18 protein-coding genes and 1 pseudogene are annotated in these 12,849 nt (G+C 64.3%); 11 read left to right on the top strand and 8 right to left on the bottom strand.

Translation table 11 applies throughout. The annotated features are described in order from the left end of the window. Positions 1–133 precede the first annotated feature (133 nt). The 8 genes from KBZ15_RS08165 (at position 134) to KBZ15_RS08130 (ending at position 4,092) form a co-directional block, all read left to right on the top strand. Positions 134–337, top strand: a complete 204-nt coding sequence (locus KBZ15_RS08165; RefSeq protein WP_255014702.1) for a hypothetical protein — start codon at positions 134–136, stop codon at positions 335–337. A gap of 51 nt (positions 338–388) precedes the next feature. Next, positions 389–1,132 (top strand): L,D-transpeptidase, encoded by a 744-nt coding sequence (locus KBZ15_RS08160; RefSeq protein ID WP_255014701.1) that lies wholly within the window; start codon positions 389–391, stop codon positions 1,130–1,132. An 11-nt stretch (positions 1,133–1,143) separates the two neighbouring features. Continuing rightward, positions 1,144–1,743, top strand: coding sequence for a phage tail tip lysozyme (locus KBZ15_RS08155; RefSeq protein WP_255014700.1), 600 nt, complete (start codon positions 1,144–1,146; stop codon positions 1,741–1,743). After that, positions 1,721–2,011 (top strand): hypothetical protein, encoded by a 291-nt coding sequence (locus tag KBZ15_RS08150; protein WP_255014699.1) that lies wholly within the window; start codon positions 1,721–1,723, stop codon positions 2,009–2,011. The genes KBZ15_RS08155 and KBZ15_RS08150 overlap by 23 nt, the downstream gene beginning before the upstream one ends. Positions 2,012–2,343: 332 nt before the next feature. Beyond that, the gene (locus KBZ15_RS08145) at positions 2,344–2,562 is read left to right on the top strand and encodes a hypothetical protein (protein WP_255014698.1); all 219 of its coding nucleotides are present in this window, start codon (positions 2,344–2,346) and stop codon (positions 2,560–2,562) included. 67 nt (positions 2,563–2,629) lie between these two features. Next, positions 2,630–3,028, top strand: a complete 399-nt coding sequence (locus KBZ15_RS08140; RefSeq protein WP_255014697.1) for a LexA family transcriptional regulator — start codon at positions 2,630–2,632, stop codon at positions 3,026–3,028. Positions 3,029–3,333: 305 nt separating this feature from the next. Next, positions 3,334–3,639 (top strand): hypothetical protein, encoded by a 306-nt coding sequence (locus tag KBZ15_RS08135; protein ID WP_255014696.1) that lies wholly within the window; start codon positions 3,334–3,336, stop codon positions 3,637–3,639. A 285-nt stretch (positions 3,640–3,924) separates the two neighbouring features. Next, positions 3,925–4,092, top strand: a complete 168-nt coding sequence (locus KBZ15_RS08130; RefSeq protein ID WP_255014695.1) for a hypothetical protein — start codon at positions 3,925–3,927, stop codon at positions 4,090–4,092. A gap of 110 nt (positions 4,093–4,202) precedes the next feature. On the opposite strand, the gene KBZ15_RS08125 is transcribed toward KBZ15_RS08130, so the two are convergent. Continuing rightward, positions 4,203–4,430, bottom strand: a complete 228-nt coding sequence (locus KBZ15_RS08125) for a Nif11-like leader peptide family natural product precursor (RefSeq protein WP_255014694.1) — start codon at positions 4,428–4,430, stop codon at positions 4,203–4,205. A gap of 370 nt (positions 4,431–4,800) precedes the next feature. Here KBZ15_RS08125 and KBZ15_RS08120 point away from each other — a divergent pair, with 370 nt between their 5' ends. After that, positions 4,801–5,049 carry a hypothetical protein gene (locus KBZ15_RS08120; protein WP_255014693.1) on the top strand — a complete coding sequence of 83 codons (249 nt, stop codon included), beginning with the start codon at positions 4,801–4,803 and terminating at the stop codon, positions 5,047–5,049. Positions 5,050–5,090: 41 nt separating this feature from the next. Here KBZ15_RS08120 and KBZ15_RS08115 read toward each other — a convergent pair whose 3' ends face one another. Next, the gene (locus KBZ15_RS08115) at positions 5,091–5,366 is read right to left on the bottom strand and encodes a hypothetical protein (RefSeq protein WP_255014692.1); all 276 of its coding nucleotides are present in this window, start codon (positions 5,364–5,366) and stop codon (positions 5,091–5,093) included. 21 nt (positions 5,367–5,387) lie between these two features. Beyond that, entirely contained in the window at positions 5,388–6,308 is a 921-nt protein-coding gene (locus KBZ15_RS08110; protein WP_255014691.1) for a hypothetical protein, read from the bottom strand. A 144-nt stretch (positions 6,309–6,452) separates the two neighbouring features. Here KBZ15_RS08110 and KBZ15_RS08105 point away from each other — a divergent pair, with 144 nt between their 5' ends. Continuing rightward, positions 6,453–7,373: a hypothetical protein gene (locus KBZ15_RS08105; protein ID WP_255014690.1), complete on the top strand. Its 921-nt coding sequence runs from the start codon at positions 6,453–6,455 to the stop codon at positions 7,371–7,373. A 194-nt stretch (positions 7,374–7,567) separates the two neighbouring features. Here the strand turns inward: KBZ15_RS08105 and KBZ15_RS08100 are convergent, their stop codons facing one another. Genes KBZ15_RS08100 through KBZ15_RS08090 form a run of 3 tightly spaced genes read right to left on the bottom strand, consistent with a single transcriptional unit; the run spans position 7,568 to position 10,826 of the window. Further along, entirely contained in the window at positions 7,568–8,737 is a 1,170-nt protein-coding gene (locus tag KBZ15_RS08100) for a LysM domain-containing protein (protein WP_255014689.1), read from the bottom strand. A 3-nt stretch (positions 8,738–8,740) separates the two neighbouring features. Continuing rightward, on the bottom strand, positions 8,741–9,238 hold the full coding sequence (locus tag KBZ15_RS08095) for a hypothetical protein (RefSeq protein ID WP_255014688.1): 498 nt from the start codon (positions 9,236–9,238) through the stop codon (positions 8,741–8,743). 16 nt (positions 9,239–9,254) lie between these two features. After that, positions 9,255–10,826 carry a DUF4055 domain-containing protein gene (locus tag KBZ15_RS08090; RefSeq protein WP_255014687.1) on the bottom strand — a complete coding sequence of 524 codons (1,572 nt, stop codon included), beginning with the start codon at positions 10,824–10,826 and terminating at the stop codon, positions 9,255–9,257. 323 nt (positions 10,827–11,149) lie between these two features. Between KBZ15_RS08090 and KBZ15_RS08085 the strand changes: the two genes are divergently transcribed. Further along, entirely contained in the window at positions 11,150–11,635 is a 486-nt protein-coding gene (locus KBZ15_RS08085; RefSeq protein WP_255014686.1) for a hypothetical protein, read from the top strand. 114 nt (positions 11,636–11,749) lie between these two features. Here KBZ15_RS08085 and KBZ15_RS08080 read toward each other — a convergent pair whose 3' ends face one another. Both KBZ15_RS08080 and KBZ15_RS08075 read right to left on the bottom strand, forming a co-directional pair. After that, positions 11,750–12,424 (bottom strand): sigma-70 family RNA polymerase sigma factor, encoded by a 675-nt coding sequence (locus KBZ15_RS08080; protein ID WP_255014685.1) that lies wholly within the window; start codon positions 12,422–12,424, stop codon positions 11,750–11,752. A gap of 34 nt (positions 12,425–12,458) precedes the next feature. Continuing rightward, a pseudogene (locus KBZ15_RS08075) lies at positions 12,459–12,849 on the bottom strand (terminase); the annotation flags it as partial.

The raw sequence follows: 12,849 nt of genomic DNA, 5'->3' as shown, positions 1-12,849 counted from the left end.
GGAGAAACACAAGTCTGGTCGGAGCAACTATTACATCAACACGGCATTAGTGGACTTGTTCCTGCAGGTTTCAGAAGGCCCCTGACGGGGTTCAGGCGTCCTTCGCTGGCGCCTCCTGGCACCGCACATCCTGATGATCCAGTGCACCACCCTGCACTGCAGTGATCACGCCTATTGCTTCCGCATCCTGGAGTTGCTGTGCGAGGAGGCCTCGGCCCACCTCCCGGCTCCTCTGGAGCGGCTGGAGCAGCTCTGCGCTGATCTGCTCTTTGAGCGCCAGGTGGCCACACCAGCGTCGGTGCCCGTCTGGTGCCCCGAGAGCGAGCTGCCCTTCTGAGAGAGCGGCCCCAAGCCAGCACTGGCAACAGGGCTCAGCAGCACCACGCCCATGGCCAGCCCCATGACTCCCGAGCGGTTCCAGGACCGCTTCGAAGCCTTTCGCGGTGAACCGCAGCAGGTTTCCGGCGTCTGGACCCTCCATGCCGCGATCAAAGCCCTGCCCGGCAGCGAGGCCGTGCTCGATGAGCAGGCCCCCTGGGCGCTCACCTTTAGCCAGAAACCTGCTGCGAGCCCGGCACCAGCGGTCCCCAGCGGCGGCCTCGATCCCCGCGGCTCAGAGGAAGCCGGCATGGCCGGCCCGCAGATGGCGGCACCGGTCAAACCCGGTGATTCCTACCTGCTGGTGAATGACCGGGATGAAGACATGGAGGCCTACGACCACACAGGCCAGTTCCTCTGGAAGCTCCCCTGCCTGGCCCGCGGCCAGGGCGCTGATACTGACTGGAGCCACACCAACACCGACACCCCGCCCGGTCTCTACAAGCTGGGCCAGCTGTATGCAGATTACGAGCAGAACCCCAATCCCCCCTGCTCCGATACCGCCATGGCCTACGGCTGGTACTCCTTTGATATGCAGGAGTTAGAAGGCCAGGAGGTCAAGGCCGGCCGGGCCGGGATCATGCTTCACGGCGGTGGTTCTGCCTGCGGCTGGCCCGGCGCCTGGGCTCCGCAACAGCCATTGCATCCCACCTTGGGCTGCGTCCGCATTCACAACGCCGATCTACGCGACAAGGTGCTGCCCCTCTACCGCCAGGGCACGGTCTATGTGGGGGTGTTTCAGGAAAAAAAGTGATGCCGGGGCCCGTGGACCAGGAGTCCGGGCCCCACGCCAACCTGCAGCACTGGCTCAGCTTCTTCTGCAGCAGCGCCGTTACCGAGGCCAGCCTGGGCGTCATCAAGCCCCTCACTGCTGAGGAGGCCTGCGGCTTTCTCGGCTGCATGGTGGTCGAGACCGGAGAGCCAGAGCTGGAGAACCTCGATGTGATCGAGGCAGGCAGTGGCGCCGGTCGCGGTGCCATGCAGTACACCGGCGTGCGCCGCAGCGCCTATGACGCGGCACGTCAACAGGCCATCGCAGCAGGCATCGATCCCAACAGCAACAGCTGGCAGCAGCTCTACTTCGCGGAGGAGTACGCCGGGCTGCACGACCCGACCGAGGGCTCGTTGATCGGCTGGACCCACGTCTTTGAAGACCGCCCCTCTGGCATGGATTCAGCAGCGGCAGCGGCCTACTGGACCGGTTCAGCCGCAGCGGCTGAGGGTTACTTCAGGCCCGGCACACCGCACCTAGAGCGGCGCCAGGCGGAAGCCCAAAGGATCTGGGGGTTGCTGCAGGGCGGTGAGCTTGTGCTGCCGCAAGAGGGGAAAACGGAGCAGGGCTGTGGATCCACGACCGCCAGCTGAACCCCCAGGTCCAAAGCAGCAGCCCAAAGCTCCGTTTGATCGGGAGCGGTTCATCTTTAAGACGCTGGCGGTGGTGATCGGCACCCAGCTGCTGATCTATTCGCTCGCCGCTGGGGTCTGCGGCCAGCGGGCGCTCGTGGGCCGGCCGGTCGGTCAGATCTGCCCGGGCACGCTTGAGCAGCTGCAGGGCGGCTTTGATTCCACCCTCAAGCTGCTGCTGGCGCTGCTGGGCGGTGCAGCGTTGACGCGGCTGGCACCTCCCTCTTAAGCGCGATCAAGCTCCTGCGCTCACTGTCTAGGCCGCAACACCAGCCAAACAATCAGCAGCATGCTGCCGGTGCTCACCAGCGTAAAAATCCAATCGGCGTAGGGAGTCCAGGGCATCCACCCAGCCTGCCTCCACCGGATAGCCCTCAAAGAAGAGGCTGAGCACCATGCCCAAGATGGCTGCTCAGCTCTTGAAGTCTTCAGGACGTCTGTGGATCTACCTGTTCACGTGTCCTGAGGGAAACCACAGCTCAGGCGTCTGATGCCAGAGAGGTAGTCAGCCCCTGATCGCATGTGGCCGGTAGGGCAACCCTGGCTTTCTACCCTGCTGCGATGTCCCCAGACCTCAAGCACCCTGCCACCGGCGATTTGATTGTGTTGGCCGATGGTGAGCAGCTTTGGCGGATCGGCTGGCCTGGTGCGCCGGTCCTGGTCGTCACCAAGAGCGGACCAGACGGCAACGCCCTCTACCGGCTGGCTGATCCCAAATGCAAAACCTGGAACAAGGTGGGAGACATGAAGCTGGTTCCCTGGCCAGAAGCAGGCAGCTGAGCCGACCCAACCCAAGCCACCCCACCAGGAGTAGAACGGCTGTACTGCTGCTACCGCTGGTTTGATCTTGGCCGACCTGCCCATTGGCGAGCCTGTGCCCTTCTGCTTGGGTTCATTGGGTGAGGGCTTGGATCTCCATGCCGCCCTGATTCCCAACCCGGTCTGCACCTTCTACATGCGGGCCAGCGGCAATGGCATGCGCCAGCACGGGATTAAGGACGGCGACCTGATGGTGATTGACCGCAGTGTGGAACCCTGCTCCGGCCATGTCGTCGTTGTTGCTCACCAGGGCAGCTTTCTAATGCGGCCGCTGCTGCGCCAGGGGGAGCAGTGGTTGCTTGAGCCGGTGCGGCCAGGAGAAGCTGCAATTCCTTTGGACCTGGAGGTCTTTGATCGCTCAGGGCTCTTTGGCGTAGTGGTGCATGCGGTGCATCACCTTGGCAAGCCGCGTTTGAGAAAGATCTGAGCTGGGGTAGTCAGGGAAGCAAGCCGAATCAAACAACCGAAATTCGGATATTTGATCGCTCCGAGCTTCCACCCGTTCGCTCCCGCTCTGGGATTCCAGCTCTGCGCTGAACAGGCTGCACATCCGGCCTTGCTCCACCCACTCGCGCCTGCTCAGGGATTCCGCTGCACCCCAAACAGGCCCAGGTCCAAAACTCTTGCGTTGCCCACCAGTGGCTTGCTCCGGGCTTCCTCAGTCTGAGGCATTCCTGCGTCATGCCTCCGCTTCGGGAAGTCCCGTCGCTGCGCCCGCTGGCGCAGAAGATCATGGTTTCTCTTTCAGCTGCCGCCTCACCGTTCTGCAGGCCAGAGGAAGATCCGTTCCTGCTGCTCGAATCCACCCTCCGTTCCATCGAGGTGGTGCTGATGCTGCGGCGCAATCTGCCGCTGCGCCGCACCTGGAGCGAGCAGCCCTATGGAGAGGAGGAGATCACCCGCCTGGAAGAGGAGGTCCTGCCCGCCATACGCGAGTGTCTGGCCCGCGTTGATGAGCTCGATCAGCGGCTGCTGGCCCAGCATGAGTTGCTGGTGCTGCGCTGCGAGCTAGAAGCCAAGCAGCACGCCCTGGCCTAAGAGCCACAGGCTCTGGCCCTGCCGGGGGCCTAATCCCGGCTTTTTCACCCTGTTGTCTTGCAGGAGATCAGGGTCAGCAGTGGTGCAGCGCAAGGGAGAGCACTTCCCCGATGGTTCGCCCAGGGGCCAGCACCCAGAGCAAGTCCTGGGCTGGCAGCGCCGCAGGGTCAAGGCCAAGGCAAGCGCCCGGTGGGAATGACTGAGTGCACCTTTCAGTGCCACTCGGGCGGCCTTGACCCGGCGGCTTATTGGGCTCGAGAGGGGGCGTTTTTTCTCCTTCCTGCGATGCAAGCCACCTCCACCCTGCTCCGCTCCAGCAGCACCAGGCAGCGCAAGCCGGCCCCGGCCGCTCGGCAGCTGGTGCTGTTTTCCTTGCCCGAGCCGATCGGCAGCTGCTGGGATCTGATCTGCCCAGAGGAAGCCTGGGAGAAGCCCCTGCGCTGGGCCGTCTAGGGCCCAGGCCCCCTGGAGGCCTACGCCCCTCCACCCACTCGCGCCTGCTCGGGGATTCCAGGGCTGCGGCCCTAACCCGTGGTGCACCAGCTGGCCTAATTGCAGGCAGCTCAGCTGCCGCCAGCTGCCCATCGATCAGCACCACCGGCTCCGTTCACTGCAGGAGCGTTGTGGTGCTCCAGCCAGGCATTCAGCAGGTCGCCTTTGGTTACCCGATAGCCCAACTGGCGAGCGGTGTGCAGCAGCTCCTGGCGGCTGCGGCAATGGCTGAGGGTCTGCTGGAGCTCCTGGCTGGTTTCTGCATCAGCCACCAACCGCTCCAGATCAGACCAGCTCATGCGCGTGCGCCCGGTATGCGCTCACGTTCGCGTGGGATAGCCCCTGGCACCAGGTTCCGCAGGGCACGCTCCTGCACTCCGCTCACTTTCTGCCCTTTGTTGGGATAAAGGTCAGATCCTCCTGGGTAAACCAGACCTCATCCGAACTGACGGGAGCAGCTGGACCACGCCTCGATCGCCAGGGGATGCGAGCAAGTCTGTTCACCGAACGCGGTGAGAAGGCAGCACGGGTCTTGCCGCAGGGCCACTGGGGGCTGGCTGGCCGGGGGTTGCGAAACCCCTCCGCAGCATGCCCCTGCGGCTCGCACTAGCAAGGGCTGACGCAAGGCTCGCTTTGCTCGCCCCTGGCTAGTGCTCACCTTTGGGGCGCTTGGTCGGTGTTCTCCGCACCACCCCAGCCATGGCCACTCCCCAAGGCCCCGTCTGTGAAGTCCGCCTGCTTGTGGTTCACCGCTATCAGCCCGGCGTTCAGAAGCTCGGCTCCACTCCCTGTGAGGTCGAGTTCTTTGGCCGCCGCGGTAAGCCCGTCAAGAAGATGCGGCTGATCCCCGCTGAGAAGGCATTTGCCTTTGCTCGCAAGCTGCAGGGCACCCCCGGTTGCACCGTCTCGGTCTGCTGAGCCTGGGTGCTCAGGCCCGGCTGCCGGTTGGTGGCCGGGCCTTACAGCCAATGCCTGTAGCTACTCCGCTGCCGCCGAGCCCTGGCCTTGGAGCGAGCAGTACCGAACTGGGGGCTTGTGCCATCGCGGCGGCGGCGCACCCAGGTCCCTTTGCTGATCAAGCCGGCGTCCTGGCTATTGGCGCGGCGTGCAGCAACGATCGCCCCGTAACCCTGCTTTTGTTTGGCGCGGGCACGGGAACGGGCCTGGCTGGCGCTGGCGGCTGGCACCACGGTGGATGTGGAGCGGTTGCGCCAGAACACCAGATACCAAGCCATTGCTCCCTCCCTGCTGGGTGATCAGCGCCGCGGTGCCGGTGCTCTGGGGGTGGTCGCTTTGACGGCCTCCAGGTAGAGCTCGGCGGTGCTCAGGGTCTGCAGGTTTGGGGCGGCGCTGTGGTCATGGCCAGCCTCAGCAACCGTGCCTGCATACAGCCCACTGCGCTGCTGGAACAGGAAGCTGAACACCGGGTGGCGGCGTAGCTCCTCCATGTAGTCGCCATCGCACAGCGCTACGCCATCGGCGGTGAGGGGTTGGCCCTTGCCATCCACCGGCAGCAGTCGCTCACGGCCATCCACATCCCCCAGCTGGAAGTGACCGCCGCACAGCGTCACGAAGGTGTCAAAGAAGGTGCCCCGTTCATCGCCGCCAACCCGGCCCTCGGCTTCTGAGAAGAGGCGCTCCAGCAGCCGCTCCTTGCGCAGGTTCTGCACCTGGGAGCGGGCGTCGTCGCGTTCTTTTTCAACGCTGCGCACGCGGCGCAGGTTGGCCTCATTGAGCTGGCGTTCACGGTCGCCTACCTGGCGTTCGAACTCTTCTCGCTTGCGCTCAGCGTCCTGCAGGCGGGCGTACTCGTCCGGGTTGATCTCCGAGAAGCGCGACAGCTGGGCGCGGGCCTTGCGCAGCTCTTTTTCGAGCTGATTGCTGCGGCGGCGTTCAGCGCGCAGGGGCTCAGCACTGCTGGTGGTGGCGGCAGGGGGGTCGTCGTTGTCGCTGCTGCCGCTGACACCTGGGTCCTGGGGAGGGGCAGCTTCATAGCTGTCGTCGCCGGTGCCGCCGTCGTGGCCGCTGGCCTCGTCGTCGCCCTCATCGAGGGGATCGAGTTCAGCAGTTAGTGGGGCCAGGGAGCCAGCAGGGCCCTGGTTGGGTTGCTGCTGCTGCTGGCGGTAGGTCTGCCATTGGGTGGCAGGTGCAGGGGTCGAGAAGAAGGAGGAGGACATCACCCATCACGGCTGTGGTGCTGCGGGCGCCCCGTCCGGGCTGCGCTCGCTCTCCCTGTTGCCAGCAGCCGATCCCGCTGCTGGCCAGCAACGCCAGGGGGCGTGCCGGTCCGCGTCAAGATGGAAAGTCCTGGTGCCTGGGCCATGGCAGATATCACCGCCGTTACAGGTGCCGGCCTGGCCGCAGGAGCCGCCGCTGCTGCCAAGGTCCGCAAGGGTCTGGGTCGCACCACCAAGGTTCTGGCGGTGGCTGCCGGCACGGTTGCGGCCTCGCTCAGCGAGCTCAACAACTTCGGGGTTGACCCCCAGCTCATCAGCCGCATCACATCTGCGGCCTCCAATCACGGCGTGGCTGCAGCAGACCTGCTGGCCAAGCTGCCCGGGGAGCTGGAGCACTACGGCACTGCAGCGGTTGATGGCTTTCTCAAGGGGGGCGATGCTCTCGGCAAGCACTGGTCCCACATCGAAAGCCGTTTCAACTCCCCCCACCTCGCCGCCGATGCGGCCAATGGCATCTGGGAGGACGGCTCGGTCAACATCAGCCGCGGCTCCAGCGATATGAGCTGGCTGGAGCGACTCCGGGCCAGCACGGACAACCACCTCGATGGACTGATCGCCGCAGCTCAGACCCCTGAGTTTTGGCAGCGCACCCTCGGCAACGCTGTGGAGGCCAGCGCCTATTCAGCAGCGATCACCGCGGTGGATCAACTGCTGGTGCACCGCGACCTTTTGCTCAACGGCACAGCCGATGAACGCAAAGAGAGGCTCTTGCAGATCCTGCAGACCAGCGGCTTGATGGCTGCTGGAGCGCTGCCTGTCTCGGTGTTTCTGGCCGTGGCACTGATGCTCGTGCCAGGCCTGGCGGTGGTAATGGGTCCGCTGGGGGTGATCGGCAGTGCCGGACTCGGGTTGAGGCTGATCACCTCTGCCGTGCGTCATCCCAGCCAGCAGGAGCGGCAGGCGGTCCAGCAGTTGCAGGGCTTGCTGCAGGAGCTGGCCTATGCCCAGCAGCGCGATAGCGACGGCAATCTGACCATCACCGTGCAGGCCCAGCCGGCGAACTGATCGGCTGAGGCTTCTCGGGATCAGAACTGTGGCTCCCTTACCCGGCCCTAGTGGCCGGGCTGTCATCGAGCGTCGGGCTGCTGATTGCATTGGCCGTGGCCAGGGCCAACTGGTGGCTCAGCTCCTCGACCGCGAATTCCATGCCTACGTGGAGCATCTGGGCTTTGAGGCGGCTTGAGCCGCTGGGCTCTCCATCACCCGGCCAACTCGGGCAGCTCATCCAGTACAGGCGCTGAGCGCCGGGCCGGCAGGTAGATCCACTCGCCAGCCGGCAGTTGCGTTGAAGGCAGATAACCCGGCACCAGCAGTTGCATCCCGGCCGGGATCGGCGTGGTGGAGCGATAGATGGGCAGCAGCAGGGTGGTGCCTGTGGGCAGCGGTTCCTCGCTGGGCCAGCTGCTCAGCTCCGGATTGAACTCGCGCAGAAGGGAGAGGCTGAGGTTCTGCGCGCTCGCCACGCTGCTCAAGGTCTCGCCCGCTTCTGTGGCATACGGCTCGCTCTGCTGCAGCACCGGGTTGAGGCTGCGCAGCTTGGCTTCCGTAGTGCCATGGCGGCCGGCCAGTATCGCCAACGAATCACCCTCAACTGCGGTGATCGTTTGGGTGCTTTCAAGCTGGGGGTTGCTTCGCCGCAAGGTGGCCACGGTGGTGCCGTAGCGCTCGGCGATCAGGTTCAGGCTGTCGCCAGTTCTGAGCACCAGCACGCTGTGGGGTCTGAGCACCAGCTGGATGGCCTCCCCCAGCAGCGGCTGCACCAATAAACCGATGCCGCCAGGGCCGTAGTCCGCCCCGAAGTGCTGCACCAGGCAGCCCGCGAATTGAGCACGCCCTCCTGATGGCAACCCGCCCTGGGTCGACAGCTGAGCCAGATCTCCCAGCCACATCACCCCCTGACAGGGGGCCTGCACCGTGCCCAGCAGCGTTGGATCCCAGGGCAGTGGCGCCTCATCACGAAAGCCTGGGGTGGCCCAATCGAGTTCGGCCGCCAGCCAATCGAAGGTGTTGCTGGTGTTCACCGGCAGAAGCGCTGAGCGACAGAGGTAGCCCCGCAGCAGCACATCACCGGGGTCGGTGAGGGCGGTGTCGTTGTAACCGCCCACGATGCCGGATTGCTCCAAAAAGCAGTCGATCACGTGGCGGCGGATTGGGACAGGGCTGCGACTCTCGGGCCGGTCCACCTCAAACAGGCAGAGGCGGGCATTGGCGTAGGGCTGCAGGGCTAGCCATAGAGGAGCAGCAACAGGCAGGGCCACCCGGCTGTCGATTGCGGGTGTTGCCGCTGGCAATCCCACCAACTGGCCCCACTGTCCTGCAGCCCTCACAGGGTTAAGTCCCTGGTTCAGCGGCGAGAGGGGTTGCTCCATCGCTCAGCCCCGCACCAGGCTTCCCTGGAAGGGATCGGTGTTGCACTGGCGCCAGTTCTGCAGCCGCGGCAGCAGCAGCGCCAGCTGGCCGATGTGCTGGCTCCTCTGCCGGTTCAGCACCACGGCTGGCGACGGCCCCGCGGGGTTCCACTCGCTTTCGGTTTCCTCCAGCAGCAGCTCGGTGGCGTACTCGACCACCGCCAACTTGCTCAGCGGCAGCGGGTTGGGCACCACCCCGCCGGCGACGCCCTTGCGCTTGCTGCGCACCGGGTTGTTCACCTCCGCCGGGGTTAAGGAGGCCAGCTGCTGATTCAGACCCGCGATGACATCGAGGTGGCGCTGGGCGGTACATACCCCCGGGGGGTAGTGGGTCTGCAGCAGGGCCCTCTCCCGGTTCAGGGCTGAGAGAGAGGGTGAGCTGACAGGAATCGAGAGGGCGATGCGCAGGGCTTCTGTGTCGCCTGGTCGCCAGGTGCAGGGGGGCGGGGAGGACTGGGTCATGCCCTCGTTTGCCAGCTCAGCTGCCCCCATTGATCTCGCCCAGCCCCAGCTGCTGGCGCAGCTCAGCCCCATCGATCACACCCCGCTCATGCAGCACCAGCCACTCCTGCACTGAGGGCTGGGGTTTGTGTGGCGGCTGCGGCGGCACCAGCGGGCAGATCTCCACGTTGCAGGCCGGAGTGTCGGAGAGCTTTTCACCGGTGAGGCGGGTCCACTGGCGCAGCAGGGTGCTGAGCATCGAGCTCTTCTGGCCTGCCAGTGACTGCAGCACCGCAAAGCTCTGGCCGGCGGTGAGCGAAATCTCCAGCTCGGTGCGGGCTGGACCGTGGCCACCAGCTGGGATGAGGGCGTCACGGCGCATGGCTTCTTCCAGCTGCTGCAGGTAAGCCCTGTGCTCCGCCAACGAACGGGCTTCTATTTCGACCCACTGAAACTTGGCACCGTCAGGTAGGTCCATGAAGGAGGAGGTGGAGAGCACCAGCCGCTGGGGGCGTTGGCCTTCTGCTCCGGTTTCCGCAGCAGAGCCCAGGGCGCCATCGCTACGGCGGAAGCCGTAGGCATCCACCAGCCCGGTGCGTACGCCCACGGGCAGGGCCGTGCGTGACAACAGATCCTCGTAATCGCTGCGGCAGCGGTAGTGGTTGAGGTACTGGTGTGCCAGGCCCAGGTGGGGCAGATCGCCCTCACCAAAGGCGCTGCCATCCACCGAGTACCAAAGGGCCGGCAGGTCAAAACGCTGCGGCAGCAGCGAAGGCTCGCCTACTGGCACCACGTCGTAGCCATCAACAGCACCGGGGTTGGGGTTGGCCTGCCAGCTGCGCAGCACCAGGCCGTCATCCGTCACCGAGAGGCTGCGGTACAGCCAGGCCTGTGGATCAGGCACCAGGCCGCCGTGAGCATCGATCACCACCGTGGGCACTGCTGCATTGCCGCTGGCGAACCGGGGCGGCAGGGCTTGGCGGCGCGGCTCCCGCCAGACGATCTCCACTGGCCCCGATGCCGGAGCAGCACTGGCGGAATCGGTAGGGAGCCGCCAGTTGAGTAGGTCGCCTCGGGGTACCAGTTGCAGACGGGGCAGGGATAGCCGGTCACCCTTGGCAAGGGCTTCCAGCCGGTCCCCTTCTGAAGGCCAGCGGTGTTGGGGCGGCAATTGCAGGATCAGACAGCCGCCATCCCGCAGGGTGAGCAGGTCAGCCAGAAACAGGAACACCCCCAGGTCGGTGCCCTGACCGTCCACATCAGTGGCCACCCGGCTCAGGGAGTCGGGCAGTTCCTGCCAGCTCAGGCGCGAGAGCATCCCGGCGTAGGTGCGCAGGGCATCGCGGTAGAAGCCGGTGGGCCGAGCCGCTTCCAGTCGCTTGAGGTAGCAGGTCTCGGGTTCTTCTATGCCACGGGTCAGATACAGCGGCCGGCGGCTGGTGCCGTCGGGGAGCTCCAGCAGGGTCCAGCAGTCGTAGACCAGCTGCAGGCGATCCCTCAGGCCGGAGAGGGTGGGGTGCTCCAGCCAGGGGGTTTGGGCAGCTTCCAGCGCAGGTGGGGAAGTGGGGCTGTTGGAGGAGGCTGAGCGGCGGCGGCGGGTGGTGGGCACTGGCTGCTGCTTATGGTCACAGCTCTTGCCAGTGGCTGAATGAGTCGCGGGATGAACTATGCAGGGTCTGCATAGTTTCGGTAGGGGCATCAGGGCGAGCAGGTCGACCAGGCCGGGCGACCTTGTGTTCTTATCTGGGTTCGCAGAAGAACTAGGCGTGATTAACCCCCCGCCCATGATTGGCTGCCACGCAGCAGTTAAGGCTTCAATCCCAAAAGCTTTGGGTTCTTATGCGGGCCACGAAGGGTCCGCTCACATAGCATTAGATTTACACGATTAGGTCATCCTGCCTCAGAAATCAGGCCAGGCTTTGGAGCTTAAAAATGGAATTTGTAGTTGTCGGAGAAAGTGTGCTGACAGTTTTCAAGAAGCCAATACCTCAGGCTCTTGGCGGTGCAGATCACTTTTATCTTGCGTCAACAAAGAACGCCCGCGACACACTTGGCTGGGGACCGCAAGGGATTGAGCTGGTTGGTACGGTTCGCGTTACCGCATTAGAGATTGAAAGAGTCGAAAAGTTTATGAAAGCGTCAAAATACAGTATTTCCGTTCACAACTGCGAACATTTTGCGAACTATGTGCTCCATGGAATAAGCCACAGTCGTCAGATGTACAACTCGTTTAAGCAAATGGGCGCCAAAGTGGTTGAAATGCTGCGTCCAGTGCAAAGCGCATCAGAAAACTACAGTGAGACAGTTGCTAGGCAGGTGGCCTATCGCTTGAATGAGCAGCTTAGAATGGCCAGAATTGATAGAGCCAATTCTCGCCGAGTCGAGTTCTGGAGCTCAAGAGGAATTGAGTGCGATTAAGTCATTGGACGAATCGCATATTTAAGCAAAAGCTAACGCGTTTACGCGCATCATCCTCTGCTACAGAGTTACTTCTGGTCCAAGGTGCCTCTGCGTACAGGTGATGGCCGGTGTTCACTCAACAGGGAAGGCAACCACCCGCACTGAGCATGCATCAACAATCTGAATCCACTGCTCGCGGCTGATCCCTAATCGCTCCAACATCTCCCCCAAAGCAATTCCTGAAGTCAGCAATCGCTGCCCCCGCGCATGCAGCTCCCGCCACGTCGGCGGCACCTTCAGCAGGAACCCGTTGTCACGCAAAAAGTGGGTGATCTCCCCATTGGCGTAAGTACGCCCGTAGGGCCGAAAGGGGCCCCGTGAGGGGTCGTAGCGGCGCGCAGCCTTGATCAACCCAATCATCGCCAACTGCAGTAAATCCTCCTTGGGGTGAACAGTGCGCCGAGCGAAGTTGCCGGCGATCTTCTCCGCCAGGTCCATATGCTCCAGGGCCAGAGCGTCGGCAGCGGCATGGGGCCGCACGGGACGCTGGCGCCGCGGCCGGTCGAGCGAAGCCTGACGGGCCGGAGCCCTCGGCGGATGCCGAGCAGGCTCTGCCCATTTGATCTCCAGCTGCCCCGCTCGCGCACAACAAGCAGGCCGGCGGTAGCGGCGTTGCCGCAGCATCCGCGACGCACCGGAAGTCGTTCCCACCAGCACCACCGTGATCGGCAACGACAGCTGAAGCACTTCTGGTTGCCCATCCACAGGCGCCAGAGCCTGCTGGGGCAACTGCTCAGGGGCTGCCATCACTGCACCCGTCATCGCCTTCTTTCCTCCTCCATCACCGGCTCACCAGCAGTGGCGTCACCACCGGCTGGATGCCCTGGGCCTTCCAGTAGCGGCCTTCCAGCCAGAGGGCGCCGTGGCAGAAGGCATCCACCAGGTCCTTGCTGCCCTTGGGAAAGCGGATTGCTTCTTCCACCAAGGGCTGGGCGCGGTGGTGGAAGCGGATTTGACCTGCCTCCACCAGGGGGGCGACGGCATGGGCGCGGGTTTCCTTGCTGCCTCTTGCCGTGATCGGCAGCATCCCCGGTACGCGGCGCCGGAGGGTTTGCAGCACCGCAGGCCCATTGGCAGCGTCCTCGATCAGCACGGCATTGGGCCGTAGGCCCTGCTGCTCCAGCGCCTGCAGGCAGCCCAGCAGGAAGCGGATCACCTCCGGCAGGCCAAAG

The organism is Cyanobium sp. BA20m-p-22 (assembly GCF_024346275.1).
In the GTDB taxonomy this organism is placed as follows: Bacteria; Cyanobacteriota; Cyanobacteriia; order PCC-6307; family Cyanobiaceae; genus Cyanobium_A.
Note: the sequence above shows the minus strand (reverse complement) of the source record. Positions and strands in the feature narration are given on the sequence as shown.